Origin of the sequence: Pantoea leporis (assembly GCF_028048155.1) — a bacterium.
Taxonomy (GTDB): domain Bacteria; phylum Pseudomonadota; class Gammaproteobacteria; order Enterobacterales; family Enterobacteriaceae; genus Pantoea; species Pantoea leporis.
In genome coordinates this window covers 71,085-96,976 of sequence record NZ_JALMEU010000003.1, presented here as the reverse complement: position 1 = coordinate 96,976, position 25,892 = coordinate 71,085, and the positions used below count along the sequence as shown (strand labels likewise).

At 53.5% G+C, this 25,892-nt stretch carries 22 protein-coding genes and 2 tRNA genes; 5 read left to right on the top strand and 19 right to left on the bottom strand.

Features of this window, described 5'->3' with window-relative positions; translation table 11 throughout:
* Window positions 1-80: 80 nt before the first annotated feature.
* Entirely contained in the window at window positions 81-827 is a 747-nt protein-coding gene (locus tag MWH02_RS11345) for an SDR family NAD(P)-dependent oxidoreductase (protein WP_192412495.1), read from the top strand.
* A gap of 68 nt (window positions 828-895) precedes the next feature.
* On the opposite strand, the gene MWH02_RS11340 is transcribed toward MWH02_RS11345, so the two are convergent.
* The 17 genes from MWH02_RS11340 to rlmE form a co-directional block, all read right to left on the bottom strand.
* Window positions 896-2,806, bottom strand: a complete 1,911-nt coding sequence (locus MWH02_RS11340; protein WP_101762247.1) for a DEAD/DEAH family ATP-dependent RNA helicase — start codon at window positions 2,804-2,806, stop codon at window positions 896-898.
* A 16-nt stretch (window positions 2,807-2,822) separates the two neighbouring features.
* Complete coding sequence (gene yrbN / locus MWH02_RS23090; RefSeq protein WP_098053093.1) at window positions 2,823-2,879, bottom strand: protein YrbN; 57 nt, start codon at window positions 2,877-2,879, stop codon at window positions 2,823-2,825.
* 104 nt (window positions 2,880-2,983) lie between these two features.
* On the bottom strand, window positions 2,984-3,868 hold the full coding sequence (nlpI, locus tag MWH02_RS11335) for a lipoprotein NlpI (protein ID WP_008104288.1): 885 nt from the start codon (window positions 3,866-3,868) through the stop codon (window positions 2,984-2,986).
* Between the two features lie 129 nt (window positions 3,869-3,997).
* Window positions 3,998-6,136 (bottom strand): polyribonucleotide nucleotidyltransferase, encoded by a 2,139-nt coding sequence (gene pnp, locus MWH02_RS11330; protein ID WP_101762248.1) that lies wholly within the window; start codon window positions 6,134-6,136, stop codon window positions 3,998-4,000.
* 308 nt (window positions 6,137-6,444) lie between these two features.
* Window positions 6,445-6,714, bottom strand: coding sequence for a 30S ribosomal protein S15 (gene rpsO, locus MWH02_RS11325; protein WP_036620269.1), 270 nt, complete (start codon window positions 6,712-6,714; stop codon window positions 6,445-6,447).
* A gap of 133 nt (window positions 6,715-6,847) precedes the next feature.
* Entirely contained in the window at window positions 6,848-7,792 is a 945-nt protein-coding gene (truB, locus tag MWH02_RS11320; RefSeq protein ID WP_101762249.1) for a tRNA pseudouridine(55) synthase TruB, read from the bottom strand.
* Entirely contained in the window at window positions 7,792-8,199 is a 408-nt protein-coding gene (rbfA, locus tag MWH02_RS11315) for a 30S ribosome-binding factor RbfA (RefSeq protein ID WP_101762250.1), read from the bottom strand. Before rbfA ends, truB begins: the two co-directional genes overlap by 1 nt.
* 65 nt (window positions 8,200-8,264) lie before the next feature.
* Complete coding sequence (gene infB / locus MWH02_RS11310; RefSeq protein WP_271460653.1) at window positions 8,265-10,955, bottom strand: translation initiation factor IF-2; 2,691 nt, start codon at window positions 10,953-10,955, stop codon at window positions 8,265-8,267.
* 17 nt (window positions 10,956-10,972) lie between these two features.
* Window positions 10,973-12,460 carry a transcription termination factor NusA gene (gene nusA, locus MWH02_RS11305; protein ID WP_101762251.1) on the bottom strand — a complete coding sequence of 496 codons (1,488 nt, stop codon included), beginning with the start codon at window positions 12,458-12,460 and terminating at the stop codon, window positions 10,973-10,975.
* A 24-nt stretch (window positions 12,461-12,484) separates the two neighbouring features.
* A complete protein-coding gene (rimP, locus tag MWH02_RS11300; RefSeq protein ID WP_137386838.1) occupies window positions 12,485-12,937 on the bottom strand; it encodes a ribosome maturation factor RimP in 453 nt (150 codons plus the stop codon).
* Between the two features lie 212 nt (window positions 12,938-13,149).
* A tRNA-Met gene (locus tag MWH02_RS11295) sits at window positions 13,150-13,226 on the bottom strand.
* Between the two features lie 59 nt (window positions 13,227-13,285).
* Window positions 13,286-13,372 (bottom strand) — tRNA-Leu (locus MWH02_RS11290).
* Between the two features lie 49 nt (window positions 13,373-13,421).
* A complete protein-coding gene (secG, locus tag MWH02_RS11285) occupies window positions 13,422-13,757 on the bottom strand; it encodes a preprotein translocase subunit SecG (protein ID WP_007886689.1) in 336 nt (111 codons plus the stop codon).
* A gap of 214 nt (window positions 13,758-13,971) precedes the next feature.
* Window positions 13,972-15,306, bottom strand: coding sequence for a phosphoglucosamine mutase (gene glmM / locus MWH02_RS11280; protein ID WP_192412499.1), 1,335 nt, complete (start codon window positions 15,304-15,306; stop codon window positions 13,972-13,974).
* Between the two features lie 3 nt (window positions 15,307-15,309).
* Window positions 15,310-16,143, bottom strand: coding sequence for a dihydropteroate synthase (gene folP, locus MWH02_RS11275; RefSeq protein WP_101762254.1), 834 nt, complete (start codon window positions 16,141-16,143; stop codon window positions 15,310-15,312).
* Between the two features lie 130 nt (window positions 16,144-16,273).
* A complete protein-coding gene (gene ftsH, locus MWH02_RS11270) occupies window positions 16,274-18,181 on the bottom strand; it encodes an ATP-dependent zinc metalloprotease FtsH (protein ID WP_036620266.1) in 1,908 nt (635 codons plus the stop codon).
* Between the two features lie 175 nt (window positions 18,182-18,356).
* Window positions 18,357-18,986 carry a 23S rRNA (uridine(2552)-2'-O)-methyltransferase RlmE gene (gene rlmE / locus MWH02_RS11265; protein WP_007886684.1) on the bottom strand — a complete coding sequence of 210 codons (630 nt, stop codon included), beginning with the start codon at window positions 18,984-18,986 and terminating at the stop codon, window positions 18,357-18,359.
* A gap of 125 nt (window positions 18,987-19,111) precedes the next feature.
* Between rlmE and yhbY the strand changes: the two genes are divergently transcribed.
* Window positions 19,112-19,405 carry a ribosome assembly RNA-binding protein YhbY gene (yhbY, locus tag MWH02_RS11260; RefSeq protein ID WP_007886683.1) on the top strand — a complete coding sequence of 98 codons (294 nt, stop codon included), beginning with the start codon at window positions 19,112-19,114 and terminating at the stop codon, window positions 19,403-19,405.
* 126 nt (window positions 19,406-19,531) lie between these two features.
* Here yhbY and greA read toward each other — a convergent pair whose 3' ends face one another.
* Window positions 19,532-20,008 carry a transcription elongation factor GreA gene (gene greA / locus MWH02_RS11255; RefSeq protein WP_222211615.1) on the bottom strand — a complete coding sequence of 159 codons (477 nt, stop codon included), beginning with the start codon at window positions 20,006-20,008 and terminating at the stop codon, window positions 19,532-19,534.
* A gap of 246 nt (window positions 20,009-20,254) precedes the next feature.
* Here greA and dacB point away from each other — a divergent pair, with 246 nt between their 5' ends.
* Genes dacB through pmrB form a run of 3 tightly spaced genes read left to right on the top strand, consistent with a single transcriptional unit; the run spans window position 20,255 to window position 23,408 of the window.
* Complete coding sequence (gene dacB / locus MWH02_RS11250; protein WP_137386837.1) at window positions 20,255-21,688, top strand: serine-type D-Ala-D-Ala carboxypeptidase; 1,434 nt, start codon at window positions 20,255-20,257, stop codon at window positions 21,686-21,688.
* A complete protein-coding gene (gene pmrA / locus MWH02_RS11245; RefSeq protein WP_101762257.1) occupies window positions 21,688-22,350 on the top strand; it encodes a two-component system response regulator PmrA in 663 nt (220 codons plus the stop codon). The genes dacB and pmrA overlap by 1 nt, the downstream gene beginning before the upstream one ends.
* Entirely contained in the window at window positions 22,347-23,408 is a 1,062-nt protein-coding gene (gene pmrB / locus MWH02_RS11240; protein ID WP_271460652.1) for a two-component system sensor histidine kinase PmrB, read from the top strand. Before pmrA ends, pmrB begins: the two co-directional genes overlap by 4 nt.
* A gap of 6 nt (window positions 23,409-23,414) precedes the next feature.
* Here pmrB and MWH02_RS11235 read toward each other — a convergent pair whose 3' ends face one another.
* Window positions 23,415-25,685 carry a TonB-dependent siderophore receptor gene (locus MWH02_RS11235; protein WP_110868070.1) on the bottom strand — a complete coding sequence of 757 codons (2,271 nt, stop codon included), beginning with the start codon at window positions 25,683-25,685 and terminating at the stop codon, window positions 23,415-23,417.
* Window positions 25,686-25,892 lie beyond the last annotated feature (207 nt).

Sequence of the window (25,892 nt, the reverse complement as noted above, 5' to 3'; positions counted from 1 at the left end):
GCTTGCAGGATTGCGCTACCACCCGATTGTATGGACAGCGCATGCTTTATTTTCCCCGAAATCTCAGGTGGAGAGACACGATGAAAACACTTGAAGGCAAAATTGCGCTGGTGACGGGCGCTTCGAAAGGCATTGGTGCCGCCATCGCCATGACTTTCGCGGCGGCCGGTGCTCGGGTGGTGGTGAATTATCTTCAGGACGAAGTGGGTGCGGCGGATGTGGTGACCGACATTCAGGCGCTGGGTAGCGACGCCATCGCCGTACAGGCTGATATTTCACGCGAGGCCGATGTGCAGCGCTTGTTCGCTAGCAGCATTGAGCAGTTTGGCGCGCCCGATATTGTGGTGAATAACGCCGGGATTTTTCACCACGGTGACTTTGCCGAGCTTAGCCTCAGCGAGATGCAGCAGCAGCTGAATGTGAATCTGCTGGGCACCTTGCTGGTGTGTCAGCAGGCGGCAAAACATTTCCCCGCACGCGGCGGTTCCATCATCAACCTTAGCGCTTTAAATAGCCAACGCAGCACGCCCGGCTCGGTGCTTTGGGCAGCAACCAAAGGCGCGATCGATACCTTAACGCAGGGCCTCGCACGCGAGCTTGGGCCACGTAATATTCGCGTCAATGCGTTAGCACCCGGCATTATTTTGACTGAAGGTTTACTGGCGGCGAAGAAGATGCACCCGGAGTTGAAAGCACAGCTGATAGCGGCAACGCCGCTCGGACGCTTTGGCTTGCCGGAAGATGTGGCGCAGGTGGCGCTGTTTCTGGCGTCAGAAGAGTCAGCTTACGTCAGCGGTGAACGCGTGCTGATTGCTGGTGGCGTGTAAAATTTACTTTCCACAGGCATAAAAAAAGGGACGCGTTAGCGTCCCTTTTTACTTTTCGCGTTTATCGCTTATGCGTCACGACGACGTGGTGCAGCAGCGCCTTCTGGACGCGGGCCACGACCACCTTCACGGCTGAAGCGTCCGCCTTCACGGCCACCTTCACGACGTTCGGAGAAGCGACGTGGAGCGCCTTCGCCACGTGGAGCACCATCACCGCGCGGTGCGCCATTGCCACGACGTTCGCCGCCAGCAGATGGACGACGTTCGCTACGCTCGTGCACTGGCGCATCACCCATCAGCTGCATATTCATCGGTTTGTTCAGAATACGCGTACGAGTAAAGTGCTGCAGCACTTCGCCCGGCATGCCTTTCGGCAGCTCGATGGTTGAGTGAGTACCAAACAGCTTGATGTTACCGATGTAACGGCTGCTGATGTCACCTTCGTTAGCGATCGCGCCAACGATGTGACGAACTTCAACACCATCATCACGGCCCACTTCAATGCGGTACAGCTGCATTTCGCCAACGTCACGACGTTCACGACGTGGACGATCGCCATCGCGGCTGTCACGGCTTTCGCGTGGACCACGAGAATCACGTGAATCGCGACGCTCACCACGGTCAGGACGATCGCTGAACTCGCGACGTGCTGGACGCGGTGCTTCTGGTGGCAGAATCAGTGGACGTTCGCCTTGAGCCATTTTCAGCAGTGCTGCGGCCAGCGTTTCGATATCCAGATCTTCGCCCGGCTGCATTTTGCTCAGCAGTGCGCGGTACTGATCCAGATCGCTGCTTTCCAGCTGCTGCTGTACTTTAGCCGCGAACTTAGCCAGACGACGCTCACCCAGCAGTTCTGCGTTCGGCAGCTCAACTTCTGGAATAGTCAGCTTCATGGTGCGTTCGATGTTGCGCAGCAGACGACGCTCGCGGTTCTCAACGAACAGCAACGCACGACCTGCACGACCAGCACGGCCGGTACGACCGATACGGTGAACGTAAGACTCTGCATCCATTGGGATATCAAAGTTTACAACCAGGCTGATACGCTCAACGTCCAGACCACGTGCTGCAACGTCGGTCGCGATCAGGATGTCGAGACGACCATCTTTCAAACGTTCCAGCGTCTGCTCACGCAGTGCCTGGTTCATGTCGCCGTTCAGTGCTGCGCTGTTATAACCGCTGCGCTCCAGCGCTTCGGCCACTTCCAGCGTGGCATTTTTGGTACGCACGAAGATGATGGCTGCATCGAAATCTTCCGCTTCCAGGAAACGAACCAGCGCATCAGTTTTACGGCCGTAAGCGGTCCAGTAAGACTGAGAAATGTCCGGGCGCGTAGTCAGGCTTGACTGGATGCGCACTTCCTGTGGATCTTTCATGAAACGCTTGGTAATACGACGAATCGCTTCTGGCATGGTGGCTGAGAACAGCGCGGTCTGATGACCGTCTGGAATCTGCGCCATAATGGTTTCAACGTCTTCGATGAAGCCCATACGCAGCATTTCATCCGCTTCGTCCAGCACCAGACCGCGCAGGTTAGACAGATCTAACGTGCCACGCTTCAGGTGATCCAGCAGACGACCAGGGGTACCGACAACAACTTGTGGTCCCTGACGCAGTGCGCGCAGCTGTACGTCATAACGTTGGCCGCCGTACAGGGCTACCACGTTAATGCCACGCATGTGTTTAGAGAATTCTGTGACGGCTTCAGCAACCTGTACCGCCAATTCGCGGGTAGGTGCCAGCACCAAAATTTGCGGTGCTTTAACAGTAGCATCAATGTTGTTTAGCAGCGGCAGTGAGAATGCCGCAGTTTTACCACTACCGGTCTGCGCCATACCCAACACGTCACGGCCAGCCAGCAGATGAGGAATACACTCAGCCTGGATTGGAGAAGGCTTTACGTAGCCCATACCGTTCAGTGATTCGAGGATGTCGGCGTTCAGGCCAAGGTCAGCAAAAGTGGTTTGAATATCAGTCATGTAGTACACGTGCCTCTTAGATTGCGGCGGCCAGTCTACATAACTCGTCGTGAAAACTTTCAGTCATTTTCATCAAAAAGTGTGAACCGGCTCAAATTAGAAGTTTTGACGAACAGAAAAGCCCTCATCTCTGAAGATGATGACTTTACAGGTATTCAGGCAATAAAAGTTCGTCAGCTATTGCTGGTCAGATTCTGATAAATCGTCTTGTGTCTGGCCGAGTTGCGCCAGTTCCAACAATGCGTATCGGTGCTCAACAAAGTTATTTACGTTGTTGGCCACCGCCAGTTTGAACAACGCTTTCGCGTCGTCCTTCTCCCCCAGACTTAGGTAATACTTACCTAAATAGAAGTTGGTTTCACTGAGATGTTCAGCGAGCGAGGTGTTATCCGTTGCGTCCGCCTTGAGACGTTCCATCAGCGTTTTTTCACTGATGTCGCCAAGGTAGAACTCGACAATATTCCATCCCCATTGATCGCGAACCGCTTTGTCATGACGCTGTCTCAGCGTAACTTTTGCCTTGTCGGCATCCATATCGCTTTCAACGAGATAGAGCCAAAGGCTGCGGAATGGATCGTTAGGATCGTCTTGATAAAACGCCAGCAGATCATCTTGCGCTAACTTGTATCGACCGCCGTAATAGAGGGCGATACCACGGTTTAAATGCGCATAGTTGTAAGTTGGATCAAGCTCAAGTACAGAATCAAACGCTTCATAGGCAGCATCAAAGTTGCCTGCCTGCGTTAAGTATATACCGAGATAGTTAAATACCTCAGGCATATCTGGTCTTATAGACAGCGCTTGCGAAAAATCGTTCCGCGCTAATGCCCTCAGACCCAAACTATCATACAACACTCCGCGCTCATATAATAGCTGTGCGCGTTCATCATCGGTCAGGGCACGACTGGCAAGAATTTGTTCCATTCGCGCCAGGATCACCTCTTGCTGCAGTGTGGGCTGCAAAGGTACTGCCAGAACTTCGTTCTTACGCCAATTGGAGTTGCTGCATCCTGCCAGCGTGATAGCTGTCGCAACAAAACACCAGCGCAAAAAAGGCTTCATTTCCCACTCCCGAATACAAACATTGGGACAACCATCCTGTCATCCTCCTGCTGTGCACAAGGATTCCCGCCCTCGCGATGATCTAAACACCTCTCCCCGCAAAGCAGGGAGAGGTAAATCGGTAAACGCTTACTCGGCGTCAGATGCATCAGATGCAGCGGTAGCAACTTCTTCCGCTGGTTTCTGCTCTGTCGCTTCTTTGATGCTCAGGCGTACACGGCCCTGACGGTCCACTTCCATGACTTTCACTGGAACTTCCTGGCCCATCTGCAGGTAATCGGTCACTTTCTCTACGCGCTTGTCGGCGATCTGAGAGATGTGCACCAAACCTTCTTTACCGCCGCCGATTGCCACGAAGGCACCGAAATCAACGATACGTGTCACTTTACCAGAGTAAACGCGACCAACTTCGATCTCAGCAGTGATCTCTTCGATACGACGAATGGCTTCTTTGGCTTTCAGGCCATCAGTAGCAGCAATCTTCACGGTACCGTCATCTTCGATTTCGATGGTGGTGCCGGTTTCTTCGGTCAGCGCACGGATCACTGAGCCGCCTTTACCGATGACATCTTTGATCTTGTCTGAACTGATTTTGATGGTGTAAATGCGCGGCGCGAACTCAGAAATTTCCTGACGCGGCGTGCTGATTGCCTGTTCCATCACGCTCAGAATGTGCAGACGCGCACCCTTCGCTTGGTTCAGAGCAACCTGCATGATTTCGCGGGTGATGCCTTCGATTTTGATATCCATCTGCAGCGCAGTGATACCATCGCGGCTACCCGCTACTTTAAAGTCCATATCGCCGAGGTGATCTTCGTCACCCAGGATGTCAGACAGAACCACAAAGTTGTCGGCTTCTTTAACCAGACCCATCGCAATACCGGCTACGGCAGCTTTGATCGGTACGCCAGCGTCCATCAGTGCCAGAGATGCACCGCACACGGAAGCCATCGAAGAAGAACCGTTAGATTCTGTGATCTCTGAAACCACACGCACGGTGTAGGGGAAATCAGCTTGCTTAGGCATTACTGCCAGCACGCCGCGCTTCGCCAGACGACCGTGACCAATTTCACGACGCTTCGGTGAGCCAACCATACCGGTTTCGCCCACGCAGTATGGAGGGAAGTTGTAGTGGAACAGGAAGCTATCGGTACGCTCGCCCATTAACTCATCCAGATTCTGCGCATCACGTGCGGTACCCAATGTTGCGGTAACCAGCGCTTGCGTTTCACCACGGGTAAACAGTGAAGAACCGTGCGTGCGTGGCAGTACGCCAGTGCGCACATCCAGGCCACGAATCATATCTTTCTCACGGCCATCGATACGCGGTTCGCCACGGATGATGCGGCTTCGAACAACACTCTTCTCAAGGTCGTGCACGATGTCAGCGATATCGCCAGCATCCAGCGTTTCATCTTCAGCCTGCAGTGCAGCGATGGTCGCGTCTTTCACTGCGCCAACCTGAGTGTAGCGCTCTTGCTTATCAGTGATGCGATAGGCGTCGCTGATGCCCGCTTCTGCCAATGCAGTAACGCGTGCGATCAATGCATCGTTAGTTGGCAGTGGCTGCCAATCCCAACGTGGTTTACCGGCTTCGGCAACCAACGCATTGATGTTTTCGATAACGATCTGCTGCTGGTCGTGGCCGTATACCACAGCGCCCAACATCTGCTCTTCAGTCAGGATGTCAGCTTCTGATTCCACCATCAGCACCGCGTTCTGGGTACCGGCAACAACCAGGTTCAGACGTGATTCATTGATTTCATCAGCAGTTGGGTTCAGTACGTACTGATCGTTGATATAACCCACGCGCGCTGCGCCGATTGGGCCATTGAACGGCAGACCTGACAGAGCCAGCGCAGCAGATGCGCCGATCATCGCAACGATGTCTGGGTTAACCTGTGGGTTAACAGAAACAACGGTCGCAATAACCTGGACTTCGTTAATGAAGCCTTCCGGGAACAGCGGACGAACTGGACGGTCAATCAGGCGTGAGATCAGGGTTTCGCCTTCGCTTGGACGGCCTTCACGACGGAAGAAGCTACCCGGGATACGACCAGCAGCGTAAGTACGCTCCTGATAGTTAACCGTCAGCGGGAAGAAATCCTGACCTGGTTTAGTTTTTTTCTGGCCAACAACGGTAACGAATACAGCAGTGTCATCCATGCTCACCATTACTGCAGCGGTAGCCTGGCGCGCCATCATGCCGGTTTCCAGCGTGACGGTATGCTGACCATATTGGAATTTGCGTACGATCGGGTTCAGCAAAATTTAAGTCCTTAAATTCAGAGGCGCAGCCATTCTGGCGCGCCGGGGATTACCGATCTTCAGTTGCATCCTCGCGACTAATGACAACCTTAACCGCCCATGCGGTAAAGCCTCTCATTAGCCGCGCGAACCTCTGCAAGCAAAGATCACTCTCTGCAACAATACATGAGTTTGGTCCGGATTGCTGCGGATTGCTCGAAAAAAGGGGCCATAAAGGCCCCCTTTTCGCGAAACTCGCACAAATCTGATCGTCAGATGCGTTTTTTTGCATGGTGCATGCGCTACATCCTTGATCAGATTCTTCAGACTTAGCGACGCAGACCCAGGCTTTCGATCAGACCGGTGTAGCGAGCAACGTCTTTACGCTTCAGGTAGTCCAGCAGCTTACGACGCTGGGATACCATGCGCAGCAGACCGCGACGGCTGTGGTGATCTTTCTTGTGCTCAGAGAAGTGACCCTGCAGGTGGTTAATCTGAGCAGTCAGCAGAGCAACCTGAACTTCAGTTGAACCGCTGTCGTTGGTACCACGACCGTATTTAGCAACGATCTCTGCTTTAGCTTCTACGCTTAGAGACATAATAAACTCCGTTGGATAATGAATGTATGGGTGCCGATCTCTAATTCAGCAGCCCGCTTTTAAAGCCGCGCCATTCTACTCTTCGCCTGATAGCAACGCAAATGCGCCGTTAGGTCAAATGCGGGAGGCTTGATTACGCAGGAAATTCTACCACCAGACGACGCGGCGCCACGCGTCCATCGTCGGCGATTTCGGCCATACCAATGAATTTTTGCTCATCACCTTCCGTCACGCGCACCAATCCCTGTTCCGGCGCATCCGCCACCTGAACCGGCATACCTTGTTTGAAATAAGCCGCCACCGTAGGCAGCAAATTCACCATCGGGAACTCTTCTGCCGGACTATCCATCGGCAGCAATAACGCATCGAGCGCACTGTAATCCGGCGTTTCCGCCATGTTGACGGTGGCCGCCACTTCCTGCAGCTGCTCCAGCGTCACCATTCTTTCGATCGGATAACGCGCCACCTGCAGACGACGCAGCATGATAACGTGCGCACCGCAGCCAAGCCGTTCACCGAGATCGTCGATGATAGTGCGGATGTAAGTGCCTTTAGAGACGTGAATCTCCAGCTCCAGTTCATCACCTTCCCAGCGAATAAACTGCAGCTCAAACACTTTGATCGGGCGCGCTTCACGCGGCACAGTTATGCCTTCACGTGCGTACTCGTATAGCTTGCGTCCCTGATACTTCAGCGCGGAGAACATGGTCGGCACCTGCATGGTGTCGCCACGAAAATAGTCCAGCGCTGCATTCAGTGCCGCCTGATCAAAAGTAATTGCACGCGTCTCAACAATATTACCGTCGGCATCAGACGTATCGGTGCGTTCACCCAGGCGAGCAATGACGCGATAACGCTTGTCCGAATCGAGCAGATACTGCGAAAACTTGGTGGCTTCGCCGAGGCAAATCGGCAGCATGCCGGTCGCCAGGGGATCGAGGGCGCCGGTGTGGCCCGCTTTGTTCGCGTTGAACAGACGTTTTACTTTCTGCAGCACATCATTGGAAGATGCGCCTTGGTGCTTATCCAGCAGAAACACACCGTGGACGTCGCGACCGCGACGACGAGGACGACTCATTAGTCCTCCTTGTCATCTTCCGCCGGGCTATCGCCACGACGCTCAACATCGCTCTTAATAACGTTGCTGACCAGGTTCGACATGCGCATACCTTCGATCAGCGAGTTGTCGTAGAAGAAGGTTAGCTCCGGCACGATGCGCAGGCGCATCGCTTTACCTACCAGCGTGCGGATATAGCCAGAGGCTTCTTTCAGCGCCTTCAGGCCGTTTTGCACTGCTTCTTCATCTTTATCATTCAAAAAGGTCACAAACACCTTGGCATAGGCAAGATCGCGCGACACTTCGACGCCCGAAACCGTCACCATCATACCGAGACGTGGATCTTTAATTTCGCGCTGCAGGATAATTGCGATCTCTTTCTGCAACTCCTGAGAAACGCGCTGTTGGCGGCCAAATTCTTTTGCCATTATTCTTTCTCCCAAATAATTCGGGAGGCCAGAGGCCTCCCAAATTGCAACACATCAAATGATGATCAATCGATGGTGCGTTTAATTTCAATCACTTCGAACACTTCGATCATATCGCCAACGCGAACGTCGTTATAGTTCTTCACGCCAATACCACATTCCATGCCGTTACGAACTTCGTTAACGTCATCTTTGAAGCGACGCAGTGATTCCAGTTCGCCTTCATAGATAACCACGTTGTCACGCAGTACACGGATTGGGTTGTGACGTTTGATGATACCTTCAGTGACCATACAGCCCGCGATGGCACCAAACTTCGGTGATTTGAACACGTCACGTACCGCAGCCAGACCGATAATCTGCTGTTTGAACTCTGGAGCCAGCATACCGCTCATCGCAGCTTTCACTTCGTCGATCAGATTATAGATGACGGAGTAATAACGCAGGTCAACGTTTTCAGCGTCAATCACGCGGCGAGCAGATGCATCAGCACGCACGTTGAAGCCGAGAATGATGGCGTTGGATGCTGCAGCCAGCGTGGCGTCGGTTTCGGTGATACCACCCACGCCTGAACCGATAATGCGTACTTTCACTTCGTCGGTAGAGAGTTTCAGCAGCGAATCAGAGATGGCTTCGACAGAACCCTGTACGTCAGATTTCAGCACGATGTTCAGCTCAGACACTTCGCCTTCAGTCATGTTGGCGAACATGTTCTCCAACTTAGACTTCTGCTGACGCGCCAGCTTAACTTCACGGAATTTGCCCTGACGATACAGTGCAACTTCACGCGCTTTCTTCTCATCACGTACTACAGTCGCTTCATCACCCGCAGCCGGCACACCGGACAGACCGAGGATTTCGACTGGAATGGATGGACCCGCTTCCATTACTTCACGACCCAGTTCGTCACGCATCGCACGTACACGGCCATATTCGAAGCCGCACAGTACGATATCGCCTTTATTCAGCGTTCCTTCACGTACCAGCACGGTAGCAACCGGGCCACGACCTTTGTCGAGGAACGATTCAATCACTACGCCGCTGGCCATACCTTCACGGATAGCAGACAGTTCCAGAACTTCAGCTTGCAGCAGAATCGCATTCAGCAGGTCGTCGATACCGGTACCGGCTTTCGCAGAGACGTTAACGAACATGTTCTCACCGCCCCACTCTTCCGGAAGAATTCCGTATTGGGTCAGTTCGTTCTTAACGCGGTCTGGATCAGCATCTGGCTTATCAATTTTGTTAACCGCAACAACCACTGGCACACCGGCTGCTTTCGCATGCTGGATAGCTTCAACGGTCTGAGGCATCACGCCATCGTCAGCAGCCACAACCAGGATAACGATATCCGTGGCCTGCGCACCACGAGCACGCATTGCGGTAAACGCGGCGTGTCCAGGGGTATCGAGGAAGGTGATCATACCGTTGTCAGTTTCAACGTGGTAAGCACCAATATGCTGGGTAATACCGCCCGCTTCGCCTGATGCCACTTTCGTTGAACGAATGTAGTCAAGCAGCGAGGTTTTACCGTGGTCAACATGACCCATGATGGTGACGACTGGCGCACGGCTTTCCTGCGCAGCATCGGTGTCACGATCGTCCATTACCGCTTCTTCCAGCTCATTCTCACGGCGCAGGATCACTTTGTGACCCATCTCTTCCGCAACCATCTGAGCGGTTTCTTGATCGATAACCTGGTTGATGGTCGCCATGGCGCCCATCTTCATCATCGCTTTAACGACCAGAGAACCTTTGATCGCCATTTTGTTAGCCAGTTCAGCAACGGTGATGGTTTCACCGATTACAACATCGCGGTTAACCGCCTGAGCTGGCTTGTTAAAGCCCTGCTGCAGGGTGCTTGGCTTACGATGCTTACCGCCTTTGCCGCCACGCACCTGAGCACGCGCTTCTTCGCGATCGGTTTTAGCTTCAGAGTGCTTGTTGCCTTTCTTAACCGGACGAGCCGCTTTGGTGGTGCGGGCACGTGCACGGCCAGCTTCTACCTGGCGATCGTTCTCGTCTTCTGCCTGGCGGGCGTGAGTAGAGGTAGTGACGTGATAATCGCCTTTATCCTCTTCTTCAGGTTTTGCCCATTCAGCGCCTTTCTCTTCAGCCAGGCGGCGGGCTTCTTCAGCCACGCGGCGCGCATCTTCTTCCAGCTTACGGCGTGCTTCTTCTTCTGCTTTACGTTTCAGTTCGGCAGCTTCTGCTTCACGACGGGCTTTATCAGATTGCGCAGCCTTGGCTACTACATCGGTAGGTTGATTAGTCAATTTCTCTTTTTCCGCTGCTTCACGTTTAGCCTTGTCAGCGGCTTCGCGCTTGGCTTTGTCTTCGGCTTCACGTTGCGCTTTCTGTTCAGCTTCGCGACGGGCTTGTTCTTCCGCCTCGCGACGCGCCTGCTCTTCCGCTTCACGCTGCGCCTCGGCTTCCGCTTCTGCCTGAGCTTGCTCAGACTCTGCATCGCCTTTCACGTATGTGCGCTTTTTGCGGACTTCGATTTGTACCGACTTACTTTTACCCCCGGTGACGGGAATATTCAAGGTGCTGCGCGTCTTGCGCTGCAAAGTCAGCTTGCTTGAACCGGTCTGACCGTGCTCACGATTCAGGTGAGACAGTAAGGTTTCTTTCTCTTGCTGGGATACCGCATCGTTTTCAGACTTACGAATCCCTGCATCAGCAAATTGCTGTACCAGGCGATCGACCGGGGTCTGAATTTCGGCGGCCAGCGATTTTACGGTTACATCTGTCATGCTGTTCCTTCCTGTTATTACGCGTCATCGCCGAACCAGCAGATATTACGTGCAGCCATAATCAGCGCACCGGCTTTCTCGTCATCCAGCCCTTCAATATCTGTCAGATCGTCAACACCTTGCTCAGCGAGATCTTCCAGCGTGCAAACGCCTTTCGACGCCAGGCGATACGCCAGCGCACGATCCAAGCCCTCAAGATTCAGAAGATCCTCAGCGGGCTCCTGATTACCAAGGCTCTCTTCTTTCGCTAATGCCAGGGTGGTTAACGCATTTTTTGCTCGTTCACGCAGGGCTTCAATGGTCTCTTCATCGAGGCCGTCGATTTCCAGCAGCTCGTTGATTGGCACATAAGCCAATTCTTCCAGCGAAGAGAAGCCCTCTTCCACCAGAATGGTGGCGAACTCTTCGTCGATGTCGAGATGTTTGGTGAACATATCGATCGCTGCATGGGCTTCAGCTTGGTGCTTAGCCTGCAGATCATCGACGGTCATCACGTTTAGTTCCCAACCGCTCAGTTGGGAAGCCAGACGCACGTTTTGGCCGTTACGGCCGATCGCCTGAGCCAGATTGCCGGCTTCAACAGCGATATCCATGGTGTGATTGTCTTCATCCACCACAATTGACGCCACATCGGCTGGCGCCATAGCGTTGATAACGAACTGCGCCGGGTTGTCGTCCCACAGCACAATGTCGATACGCTCGCCACCCAGCTCGCTCGAAACCGCCTGGACACGCGCACCGCGCATACCGACGCAAGCGCCCACTGGATCAATACGTTTATCGTTGGTCTTCACCGCGATTTTGGCGCGTGAACCCGGATCGCGCGCTGCCGCTTTGATCTCGATAACTTCTTCGCCAATTTCTGGCACCTCAATGCGGAACAACTCGATCAGCATTTCTGGTTTAGAACGGGTGACGAACAGCTGCGCGCCACGCGCTTCAGGGCGAACGGCATACAGCACACCGCGGATACGGTCACCTGGACGGAAGTTTTCACGCGGCAGCATGTCTTCACGCAAAATCACCGCTTCAGCATTGCTGCCGAGGTCCAGTGAAATGTTGTCACGGTTCACTTTCTTCACCACGCCGGTGATGATTTCGCCTTCGTGTTGACGGAACTGATCAACCACCATTGCACGCTCAGCTTCACGTACTTTTTGTACGATAACCTGCTTAGCAGTTTGGGTGGTGATACGGTCGAAGGTGACAGATTCAATCTGATCTTCGACAAATTCGCCCAGATTGAACGCTTCGTCTTCATAACGGGCTGCATCCAGCGTGATCTCGCGAGTCGGCTGCGTGACTTCTTCTACAATCTGCCAGCGACGGAAGGTGTCGAAATCGCCGCTGCGGCGATCGATGCTGACACGCACTTCGATCTCTTGCTCATACTTCTTTTTGGTCGCAGTGGCCAAAGCGCTCTCCAGCGCTTCGAAGATTTTCTCACGCGGCAGGGCTTTTTCGTTAGAAACGGCTTCTACTACAGCTAAGATCTCTTTGTTCATCCTGGTTAGCCTCAATCCGGACTTTTAAAAGTGGGGGACCAGGTTCGCTTTCTGAATGTTGCTCAGCGCGAACACTTCATCGTTACCCTCAACGGTCACCGTGATCATCTCGCCTTCAACAGACTTAATGATACCCTGCCATTTACGGCGGTTTTGTACGGCCATGCGTAGTACCAGGCTCACCTCGTCACCGACAAAACGTGCATAGTGTTCAGCAGTGAAAAGAGGACGTTCGAGACCCGGCGAGGAAACTTCAAGGTTGTAAGCCACGGTAATTGGATCTTCCACATCCATTACTGCGCTAACCTGGTGGCTAACATCGGCGCAATCATCAACATTGATACCCTCTTCACTATCAATATAGATGCGCAGGGTTGATGTGCGACCACGAATAAACTCAATACCCACTAATTCGTAGCCAAGCGCTTCTACTGGAGCAGAGATCAACTCTGTCAATTTTTGCTCTAATGTGGACAAGCCCACCCCCAAGACATAAAAAAAGGGCCTATAGCCCAGTGTTTCGATTTCCTGATAACAAAAAACCCCGAATATTCGGGGCTTTTTGTGACTGGACCCTGTACGCCGCATAGCGGCTTCGGAGCACAATCCAAAAGAATTTTTTTCAAAAATCACTGAGATTGCGTCCGTCGATGCATACAGTATATTTGAAAAAGAACTCTAAGGGAAAGTGGTTGCGGGGGCCGGATTTGAACCGACGACCTTCGGGTTATGAGCCCGACGAGCTACCAGGCTGCTCCACCCCGCGTCCGAAAACGTGGCGAATAATACGCCGACCTTGCAAAAAATGCAAGTTAAACTGAGATTTGGTACCGAGGACGGGACTTGAACCCGTAAGCCCTTTCGAGCACTACCACCTCAAGGTAGCGTGTCTACCAATTTCACCACCTCGGTACATCACTAGACTGCGACGTTGTTTTATCGCACTACAGCGTTGACGATCTTACTGCGGGATATCATTGCCCGGTGTTGCCGGTTTAGCTGGCTGAGTCTGCTGTTCAGACTGCGCCGGCGCAGTGAGGTTATCCCACTCGCTACCTTTGGCTGTTTTATTACTGTTCAGGTTACCCAGAACCAGGCTGATGATGAAGAACAGCGTAGCCAGTACCGCGGTCATACGAGTCATAAAGTTGCCAGACCCATTTGAACCAAACAGCGTACCAGAAGCGCCTGCACCGAATGAGGCTCCCATATCAGCGCCTTTGCCTTGCTGCAGCATGATCAAACCCACGAGGCCAATCGCTACAATAAGGAAAACAACTAACAGAGCTTCGTACATAATCAACCTGTTTCCTTGCGCGTATCTGCACAGTTAAAGCTTCAACCAATATCGATGGGGAGTCTCGTCATCACCCATCAGAAGCGGGTGTGAATACTAACCAAAGGCACATACCTCTGCAAGTGCAATTTTCACCATCGCTTTCGATTGCGGAAAAAAGCACCATCCCGGTGATTTTGCAGGCGGAAAGTTTAAAAACTCCCCGCCTGAAAACTTACACCGCTTTTACTGCATCCGCGATTTTATGCGCCAGCGCACTGACCTGCGCCTCATCTTCACCTTCCACCATCACACGAATCAGGGGTTCAGTGCCGGATTTGCGCAGCAACACGCGACCGCGTCCCGCCAGCGTTTTTTCAGCTTCCGAAGTCACAGCTTTCACGCTTTCGCTTTCCAGCGGATCGTGCTCGCCAGCGAAGCGCACATTGACCAGAATCTGCGGCAGCATTTTCATGCCGCTGCACAGGTCATGTAGCGTCATATGGTTGCGTACGATTGCAGTGAGCACTTGCAAACTTGCTACGATGCCGTCGCCGGTGGTGGTTTTATCAAGCAGAATGACGTGACCGGAGTTTTCGGCTCCTAGACGCCAGCCCTTCTCCTGCATTTTTTCCAGCACATAGCGGTCACCCACTTTCGCACGGGTAAACGGAATACCCAGCTGTTTCAGTGCCAGTTCCAGACCCATGTTGCTCATTAACGTGCCCACCACGCCACCGCGCAGCTGGCCCTGACGCAGCCCTTCACGCGCAATGATGTAGAGAATTTGATCGCCATCGACTTTGTGACCTAAATGGTCAACCATCATGATGCGGTCGCCATCACCGTCGTACGCCAGTCCGAGATCGGCCTTCTCTTCCAATACGCGATGCTGCAGCAAACGCAGATCGGTCGCACCGCAATCTTTGTTGATGTTCATGCCATCCGGCTGCACGCCGATAGCAATCACATTCGCACCCAGCTCACGCAGCACATTAGGCGCAATGTGATACGTCGCGCCATTCGCACAATCGACCACAATCTTTAGCCCATTCAGGCTCAGCTCGCTTGGGAAAGTCCCTTTGCAGAATTCGATGTAACGACCAGCAGCATCGACAATGCGACTGGCGCGGCCCAGTTCAGCCGACTCTACGCAGGTGATCGGCTTTTCCATCTCCAGTTCGATGGCTTCTTCAACTTCGTCCGGCAGCTTGGTACCTTCAGCCGAGAAGAATTTAATGCCATTGTCGTCAAAGGGATTGTGAGAAGCTGAAATCACAATGCCCGCTTCCGCGCGGAAAGTACGGGTCAGATAAGCAATTGCAGGTGTCGGCATCGGGCCGGTGAAAGCCGCCGACAATCCCGCCGCCGCCAGGCCCGCTTCCAGTGCCGATTCCAGCATATAGCCTGAAATACGCGTATCTTTACCAATCAATACTTTGCGTGAACCCTGGCGCGCCAGCACCTTACCGGCCGCCCAGCCTAACTTGAGGACAAAATCAGGGGTAATCGGTGCTTCACCGACTTTGCCGCGAATCCCATCTGTACCGAAATATTTACGATTACTCATGCTTTATCCTTTTGCTCTCCGTGTCGCTTCGACGACGCGCATTGCTTCGACAGTCTCTTTCACATCATGCACGCGAATAATTTGCGCCCCTTGCATGGCGGCAATCACCGCACAGCTGAGGCTTCCGGTCAGACGCTGGGCCGGACCGACATTTAACAACTGTCCAACCATCGACTTGCGCGACATTCCTACCAACAGCGGTAAGCCGTAGTGGTGGAAATGGCTGAGGTTGGCCAGCAGTTCATAGTTGTGGCTGAGATTCTTACCGAAACCGAAGCCAGGATCGAGCATCAGATTATCTTTTTTGATGCCGGCGGCTTCACATCGCGCAATCTGTGCAGCGAAGTAAGCGTCCACTTCGCTCACGATGTGGCTATATTCCGGTGCCTGCTGCATGGTGCGCGGTTCACCTTGCATATGCATCAGACACACCGGCAAGCCTGTTTCTGCCGCCGCCGCCAGCGCGCCCGGTTCGGACAAAGAACGAATGTCATTGATAATGTGAGCACCCACTCGCGCCGCTTCACGGATCACTTCTGGCTTGGAAGTATCGACCGAAATCCACACCTCAAAACGCTGCGCGATGGCTTCCACCACCGGAATAACGCGTGCCAGCTCCTCTTCCACGCTAACTTCATCAGCGCCCGGACGCGTTGATTCACCGCCCACATCAATAATGGTGGCACCGGCATTCACCATTTCATTGGTGTGCGTCAGCGCATCGACCAGCGTGTTGTGACTTCCACCATCAGAGAAAGAGTCCGGCGTGACATTCAAAATACCCATCACATGGGGAAAAGAGAGATCGAGATGGGAATCACGGGCGAACAACTTCATGGCGAGAATCTCCTTGAGGAATCACTGAATCGCGGAATGTAAAAAACCCCGGACTGGCCGGGGTTTGCATTGTAACAAGTATTGCGGGAGAGAGAACTGGCGGTGAGCAACGCATCCCGCCAGAGTGCCATCACATGATCTTGTCTGAACCCGGTGTTTTCGGGTCATCAACAGGACGTGGAGCCTGCGTAGAGTCGCCGTTACCCACAGCAACTTTCGCCTCTTCCCAACCTGCTGGTGGACGCACTTCGCGGCGTGCCATCAGATCGCTGATCTGCGGTGCATCGATGGTCTCATACTTCATCAGCGCGTCTTTCATCGCGTGAAGGATGTCCATGTTTTCATTCAGAATACGGCGTGCACGCTGGTAGTTGGTATCGATAAGGTGTTTAACTTCCTGATCGATAATGCGCGCCGTTTCATCTGACATGTGTTTTGCTTTCGCCACTGAGCGACCGAGGAACACTTCGCCCTCTTCTTCAGCGTAAAGCAATGGACCCAGCTTCTCAGAGAAGCCCCACTGCGTAACCATGTTGCGTGCTACGCTGGTCGCCATTTTGATGTCAGATGAAGCACCGGTAGAAACATAGTCCGGACCATAAATGATCTCTTCCGCCAGACGTCCGCCGTAAGCCACAGAAATACGGCTTTCCAGCTTCTGACGGTTGGCGCTGATCTCATCGCCTACTGGCAAGAAGAAAGCCACACCCAGAGCACGACCACGCGGAATGATGGTGACCTTGTGCACCGGATCGTAACCCGGAACCAGCGTACCCACGATCGCGTGACCCGCTTCATGATAAGCCGTCGATTCTTTCTGCTCTTCGGTCATCACCATGGAGCGACGTTCCGCACCCATCATGATTTTGTCTTTGGCTTTTTCAAACTCAACCATTGAAACAACACGCTTGTTGCCGCGAGCAGCAAACAGCGCAGCTTCGTTGACCAGGTTAGCCAAATCCGCACCGGAGAAACCAGGCGTACCACGTGCGATAACTGATGGATCCATATCGGTTGCCAGCGGCACACGACGCATATGGACTTTCAGAATCTGCTCACGACCACGCACGTCTGGCAGACCCACCACAACCTGACGGTCGAAGCGGCCTGGACGCAGCAGCGCCGGGTCAAGAACATCTGGACGGTTAGTTGCCGCGATAACGATGATGCCTTCATTACCTTCAAAGCCATCCATCTCAACCAGCATCTGGTTCAGCGTTTGTTCACGTTCATCGTGACCACCGCCTAAACCGGCGCCACGCTGACGGCCAACCGCATCGATTTCATCGATAAAGATGATGCACGGTGCCGCTTTCTTCGCTTGTTCGAACATGTCACGCACACGAGATGCACCGACACCGACAAACATTTCCACGAAGTCAGAACCGGAAATGGTAAAGAACGGGACTTTGGCTTCACCAGCAATCGCTTTCGCCAGCAGCGTTTTACCGGTACCCGGAGGGCCGACCATCAGGACGCCTTTCGGAATTTTACCGCCCAGCTTCTGGAAACGGCTCGGCTCACGTAGATACTCAACCAGCTCACCAACTTCTTCTTTGGCCTCATCACAACCGGCCACGTCAGCAAAAGTGGTTTTGATCTGATCTTCGGTCAGCATGCGGGCTTTGCTCTTGCCGAAGGACATCGCGCCCTTGCCGCCGCCGCCCTGCATCTGCCGCATAAAGAAGATCCACACGCCAATTAGCAGCAGCATTGGGAACCATGAGATGAAGATGGAAGCCAGCAGGCTTGGTTCTTCAGGCGGTTCGCCAACGACTTTGACGTTTTTGGTCAACAGGTTATCGAGTAACTTAGGATCGTTGACGGGGATATAGGTGGTGTATTTATTGCTGTCTTTTTTGACAACGTTAATCTCACGCCCGTTAATTCGTGCCTCGCGGACCTGATCTTGGTTCACTTCCGATAGGAAAGTTGAATAATCAACCCTACGGCCATTCGACTCGCTGGGCCCAAAGCTCTGGAATACAGACATCAGCACGACCGCGATGACTAACCAGAGAATCAGGTTTTTCGCCATGTCACTCAAGGGATTAACCTCATATTACAACGATGTTAACAGACAGCGTAGGGTACTATAGATCCTTCATACCTGGAATCGCAGTGCGGATGATTTTGCTTGTTTATCCTGAAACTCAGAATTACACATCAGAGTAAACGCATTGGTCGTCTTGCTTTGATTCCGGCAATTCGGGCTAAAGTTTGCGCCCCGTCGCCACAATGTACACTTCGCGCGAACGTAATCGCGAAGCGTCCGGCTTACGAATTTTTACTTTCGTAAACAGGGAGCGAATTTCCCGCAGGTATTCATCGAAGCCATCTCCCTGAAACACTTTCACGACAAAACTGCCGCCTGGGGCCAGGATATCCCGACACATTTCCAGCGCCAATTCTACCAAATACATCGAACGTGGAATATCAACCGCAGGTGTACCGCTCATGTTGGGTGCCATATCAGACATCACCACCTGCACCTTTTGGTCGCCAACGCGCTCCAGTAAGGCGTTAAGTACCGCCTCATCACGAAAGTCGCCCTGCAAAAAATCAACGCCGACAATCGGATCCATTGGTAACAGATCGCAGGCGATGATACGACCACTTGATCCGATAAGCTGAACCACATATTGCGACCAGCCGCCGGGTGCCGCACCGAGATCAACAACCGTCATCCCGGGTTTGAAAATCTTGTCACCCTGCTGAATTTCTTCAAGTTTAAACCAGGCACGCGAACGTAACCCTTTTTTCTGTGCCTGCAGCACATATTTATCGCTAAAGTGTTCCTGTAGCCAGCGACTGGAACTGGCCGAACGCTTTTTACCCGTCATAATTTTTCCAATTAAATCGTCATCGTAGCGATAAATCAGCACGCAATGGTCGCGTTGATTTGGCGATATACCCGAGATGGCGGTAGAATGAACCGTTTTCAATCCCTGAGTAAGCAAAAAATACGATGAATCTGAGTACCAAACAAAAACAGCACCTGAAAGGCCTTGCCCATCCGCTTAAGCCGGTTGTCATGCTGGGCGGAAATGGCCTGACCGAAGGCGTGCTTGCCGAAATCGAACTGGCGCTCGAGCATCACGAATTGATCAAGGTAAAAATTGCCTCGGAAGATCGTGAAACTAAGCAGCTGATCGTGGACGCTATCGTGCGTGAAACTAAAGCAGGCAACGTACAGGTAATCGGCAACACGCTGGTGCTGTATCGCCCTGCCAAAGAGCGTAAAATTACTCTTCCGCGTTAATCATGCCTTTAAAGGCGGCGACGGGCAAAGAAAGTGCCACGCTCGTGCATGTGATAAAAGGCCGCAATGCGGCCTTTTTCCTTTCTTTACAAAATGCAGCGACATATTGCAAAGCGTAGCAATATCTTAAAGGTATTCCACCTTCAGGACTTCATATTCCACATCCCCGCCTGGGGTTTTCACAATCGCGACATCGTCGGCTGATTTTCCAACCAATCCACGCGCCATCGGCGAATTCACTGAAATCAGGTTTTGCTTGAAGTCAGCTTCATCGTCACCCACGATGCGGTAGGTGAATTCTTCATCCGTATCCATATTGAGAATGGTCACGGTAGCGCCAAAAATCACGCGACCGGTTTTCGGCATGGCAGTCACATCAATGACTTGCGCATTAGAAAGCTTGGCTTCAATCTCCTGGATACGCCCCTCGCAGAAACCCTGTTCTTCGCGAGCCGCATGATATTCGGCATTCTCTTTCAAATCGCCGTGCTCACGGGCCGTGGCGATGGAGGCGATGATGCGCGGACGCTTCACAGTTTTCAGTTCGTTCAGCTCTTCGCGCAGCTTCTCAGCGCCTTTCAACGTCATCGGAATCTGATTCATTTTGGCTCCTCGTCATCTATCCTGGTTAACGGCGTCATCCTGACCGGTGACAGCAGAAAACAGCTTCTGCAGCGCGTTACCTCTTTTCACAAGCAAAAGAAGCCTGACCCGGAAAGCTTTCCGGGTCAGGTTCGGTTTTGCATTTTGATACGTATTTTACCCCAGAGTTCCCTGTGGGTCATCGTTTACTTTGCACCGTCCGGGGACGTAGTATTGACGCCCTCACCCGTCAGTTACCGCGAGATTATGCGATTTTCACGACTTGTTACCGGATTAACCTGTGCGTTTATGCTGCAGGCACAAGCAGCTCCCGTTGAAGAATACATGCAGTATTTGCCAGACGGCGCAAACCTGGCGCTGATGGTACAAAAAGTGGGCGCATCCACCCCGATAATCGATTATCACGGCAAACAGATGGCGTTACCGGCCAGCACCATGAAAGTGGTGACAGCGCTGGCGGCTTTATTAGAGCTCGGGCCCGATTTTCGTTTCCAGACCACAATGGAAACCAAAGGAGCGGTCAATGATGGCACCCTGAATGGCGATTTAGTGGCACGATTTGGCGGCGATCCTACGCTGAGCCGCCAGGATCTGCGCAACATGGTCACGGCGCTGAAAAAGCAGGGCATCACCCATATTAAGGGCAATCTGGTGATCGACACCTCGGTGTTCGCCAGCCACGATATGGCGCCAGGCTGGCCGTGGAACGATTTGACGCAGTGCTTCAGTGCGCCACCGGCAGCGGCCATCGTCGATAAAAACTGTTTCTCAGTATCGCTGTATAGCGCCAATACGCCGGGCGAAAACGCCTTTGTGCGTATCGCCTCCTATTATCCGGCCCACATGTTCAGTCAGGTGCGCACCATTGGCCGCAACAGCGGTGACGGACAATATTGCGAGCTGGATGTGGTGCCAGGCGAGCTCAATCGTTACACCTTAACCGGCTGCATGCGTCAACGTTCAGAGCCGCTACCGCTGGCCTTTGCCGTGCAGGATGGTGCTGCGTGGGCCGGTGAGATACTTAAAGCCGAGCTGCGCGCCGCCGATATTGATTACAGCGGTCATCTGGTTCGCCAGGCGCAAGTGACGTCGCCGGGTACCGTGTTGGCTTCAACGCAATCAGCGCCGCTGCACACGCTGCTGCACACTATGCTGAAGAAGTCGGACAACATGATTGCCGACACCGTGTTCCGCACCATCGGCCATCATTACTTCAATGTGCCGGGCACCTTCCGCGCGGGTTCAGATGCGGTACGTCGCATTCTGCGCGAAAAAGCCGGGGTCGATCTGGGCAACAGCATTCAGGTTGATGGTTCCGGACTGTCGCGTCATGACCTGATCGCGCCAGAGACCATGATGCAAGTGCTGCAATACATTGCGAAAAATGATTCGACGCTGAATTACATTTCGATGCTGCCGCTGGCCGGTTACGACGGCACGCTGCAATATCGCGGCGGTCTGCATGAAGCAGGCCTGGATGGCAAAGTCTCGGCGAAAACCGGTTCGCTGCAGGGCGTCTATAATCTGGCAGGATTCATCACCACCTCCAGCGGCGCGCGCGTCGCCTTTGTCCAGTTCCTGTCCGGTTACGCGGTACCGCCGGAAAATCAGAAAACGCGCCGCATTCCGCTGGTACGTTTTGAGAGCCGCCTCTATACGGATATCAACAAGAACAACTGATGAAACTGCTAATCGTTGAAGATGATGCGCTGTTGCAATCGGGCCTCGCGCAGGCATTAAGCTCGCAAGGCTACGCCATCGACTGCGCCAGTACCGCCGCAGAGAGCAACGCGCTGCTGCGTAGCGGTCAGTACAGCCTGATCGTGCTCGATCTCGGCTTGCCGGATCGCGATGGCGCATCACTGCTGCGACAATGGCGACGCGACGGCATTGCGGTGCCGGTACTGATCCTCACGGCGCGCGATGCGCTGGAGGATCGCGTTGATGGTCTGGATGCCGGCGCTGACGATTATCTGGTGAAGCCGTTTGCATTGGTTGAACTGCAGGCACGCGTGCGGGCGCTCATCCGCCGTTATCAGGGCCACAGCGATAACCTGCTGCAACAGGGCGATCTGACACTCAATCTCAGTTCACAACAGGTTCTGCTGGAAGATCAGCCGCTGGAGATCACGCCCAAAGAGTTCGCACTGCTCACCCGCTTACTGATGCGCGTGGGGCAAAACGTACACCGCGAAACGCTGCAACAGGATCTCTACAGCTGGAATGACGATCCCGGCTCCAACACTCTCGAAGTTCACATCCACAATTTGCGTCGCAAGCTCGGAAAAGATCGCATCAAAACCGTGCGCGGCGTCGGTTACCGTCTGGAAATCCGCGAATGAACAGCATGCGTCAGCGGTTATTGATTATGCTGGCGCTGATTCTCCTCACCTGTCAGGTGATGAGCGCCATCTGGCTGTGGCATGAAAGCCGCGAGCAGATCAGTTTTTTAGTCAACGAAACGCTCTCTGCGCAGGCGCGCAACGATCGGGTAGAAAACGAGATCCGTGAAGCCATTGCCTCGTTGCTGCTGCCTTCCTTAGTCATGGTCGCCCTCACCTTGCTGCTGTCGTTTTGGGCGATTAACTGGATTATTCGTCCGCTGAAATCGCTGCAGGACAGCCTTGCGCATCGTTCAGCGGATAATCTGACACCGTTGCCGATCTACTCCGAAATGGATGAGATCGTGGCGGTAACCACCTCGATCAACCAACTGTTTTCACGCCTCGATCACACGTTGCAGCAGGAACGCCTGTTCACTGCCGATGCGGCGCACGAGCTGCGCACGCCGCTGGCCGGATTGCGCCTGCATCTCGAGCTGCTCCACCAGCAGAACGTGCCGCAGAGCGAGATGCTAATTGAACGTATCGATCAGTTGATGCACACCGTGGAACAGCTGTTGATGTTATCGCGCGCCGGGCAAGCGCTGGCGGGCGGTCACTATCAGCAGTTGCAGTGGCAACAGGACATCATGCAGCCGCTGGAGCCAGAAATGACCGAGCTGTATCAACAGCGTCAGCAAATCCTGCACTGGCCGCAGAACGACGATGTGCCGCAGCAAGGTGAAGCGGTACTGCTGCGCCTGATGCTGCGCAATCTGCTGGAAAACGCCTCGCGCTACAGCCCGGAAGGCAGCGAAGTCATGGTGAAGATGCAGCAGGACCAGCAGCAGGTGATTATCGAAGTGTGGGATCAAGGCCCGGGTATTGAAGCCGCCGCTGCGGAAGAGCTAACACAGGCGTTTCGTCGTCGCGATCAGCGTTATGGCGGCAGCGGTTTGGGTTTGAATATCGTGCTGCGCATCGTGCAGATGCATCGCGGCAGGCTGGAGCTGGTGAACCGTGAAGATCGCAGCGGGCTGATTGCCCGCTGCTATTTACCGCATCAACTGATTGGCTAAGCGCCGTTAGAAGTGGGTATTCAGGCTCATAAAGTAAGTACGACCAGATTCGTTGTAGGTATTCGCACCCGCTCCATACAGATAAGAGTTGGTGTTGGCGTTACCGGTGGTTTGCGCATTACCTTCGCGATAGTGACGTTTATCGAACAGGTTATCGATGCCCACCGTGACGCTGGCGTACTTGTTGATATCGTAGGTACCGCTCATACCGATAATTGAGTAAGGACTCACTTTATCCGTTGCGCTGCCGGTCGAAAGATTCCCTTTGTAATCATACTTCTTCGGCGTCTGCGTGCCGTACCAGGTCAGCGTGGTTTGCAGCGACAGATCCTGCGTCGCCTGCCAGCTCAGCGTCGAATTCAGCGTGTATTCCGGAATCACCGATAAACGATCGCCGGTCTCTTTGTTCTTACTCTGCAGCATATAGGTGAAGTTGTTATTCCACATCACGCTGTCGGAGAACGGCACGTTGACGGTGCCTTCCAGCCCTTCCACCACCGCTTTCGGTACGTTTTCCCACTTATAAATATCCGTGGTGCCATTGGATGCTTTGCTCACAGGCGAGTAACCAGCTTCGATCTTGTTGCGATAATCGTTGCGGAACCAGGTTAAACCGGCCTGATAACCTTCGTGTTTCCACTCCAGACCAATCTCTTTGTTGATGCTGTTTTCCGCTTTCAGGTCGCTGTTACCCTGCAGATAACAGGCGCCGGTGCTGGCCGCACAACCCTGACCGTTGCTGTACAACAAGTAGTTCGGGTTGGTCTGATACAGGCTCGGCGCTTTATAGGCGCGACCAATCCCCATCTTCAGCGTGAAGTCATCGCCCAAACCTTGTGACAGGTTGAGCGACGGGCTCCAGTTATTGCCAACAATCGAGTGATGATCGAAACGCAGGCTTGGCGTCAGCATGGTGCTATCGGTCAGCTCCATGTTGTCTTCCGCAAACAGCGAGAAAATCTCTGCCTGGGAATACGGGCTGCGACCGGTGTTATCGATGCCCGGCACCGCACCGTAGCTCGCCGCCTGCGTGTTGGAAGAGCCATCCTTCATGCGCTGCTGGTTCCATTCGGTACCCAGCGTCGCCGTTTGGTTAAACAGCAGCTCAAACGGAATGCTGACTTCGCTATGCAGCAGCACGTCATCCAGCTGAATGGTGTTGAAACCGCTGTTAGAGAAGATGCCTTCGGTGCCGCCAGCCAAACCTTCATTGATACGCGAGTTGCGGGTTTTCTCATAGCGCGCGTAGGTATTGGTGCTGACGCCGTTATCCCATGCGCCGGTCCATTTTAATGAGACGTTCTGGCGATACAGGCGGTTAGTTTCATCACCGTACAGACTTTTCACCAGCGCGCTGGTGTTGGTATTCTGCGTATCACCCGCATACAGGTTGCCCTGACGGCTGTAACCGGCCTGCAGCTCCAGCGTCTGCATCGGTGCAAACGCCCAGCTCAGCAAGGCATTGATATCTTTATTCACCGAACCTTCACGACCCGCCGGATAGCTGCCCGCATAGCTGCCGGTGCGCGCCGCCGCATGCCCTTCGTTGATGTCATAGGCATCGGCCTGGGTTTTGGCTAAACCACCGTACAAACGGAAGTTAAAATCATCGCCCAGCGGCCCTTCGAGACTGAAGTTAGTGCGTTTGGTGGCGCCTTCCGCTTTATGTTCCGGCACGTTGTAGTAGGTATTCCAGGAACCGTGCCACTGCTGGTCGGTCTGTTTTTTGGTGATGATATTCACCACACCGCCCGCTGCGCCGTTACCGTAACGCACCGCCGCCGGTCCGCGAATCACGTCGATGTGATCGATCATCTCCGGCGGCACCCAGTTGGTGTCGCCACGCGTATCACGCTCGCCACGCCAGCCAAGGCGCACCGAGTTGCGGCTGGTGATCGGCATACCGTCCACCATGATCAAGGTGTTTTCCGGGCCCATACCACGAATATCGATCTGGCGATTGTTACCGCGCTGGCCGCTGGTGGAGTTGCCGGTCAGGTTAACGCCAGGCATGGTACGGATAATTTCAGACACATCACGCGCGGGCGGATGTTTTTTGATTTCGTCGGCGGTAATGGTTGAGACGCCCGGCGCTTGCAGGTTCTGCTGCTGCGCGGTGACCATCAAGGTGCCGCCGTCCATTGATTGTGCGTCAGTCGTGCTGGCAGAGGTTTTGCTGGAGGAAGTCTCTGCTGCCCAGGCGCTGCTGGAAAGCAGTGAGGCGCTGAGCCCCAGTTCAATCAGAATGGCTAACGATAACCGTGAGTAATTTTTCATTTTATACGTTCCTGGATGGCCAGCAAAAAGCCGTTGAATGCTTAACTGGCGAGCCGGTGAGAAGATCCCTGTCCATATCGCGCCCAGTTCCAGACCCTTCAAACCATCCGTAGCGCAACCTTACCGAACGGTAAGCCTCTGGCGGAACAGGCGTGCTCATTTTTGAGCGCAGTCACCCTATTGCAAATGCAAATTATTATCAATAGT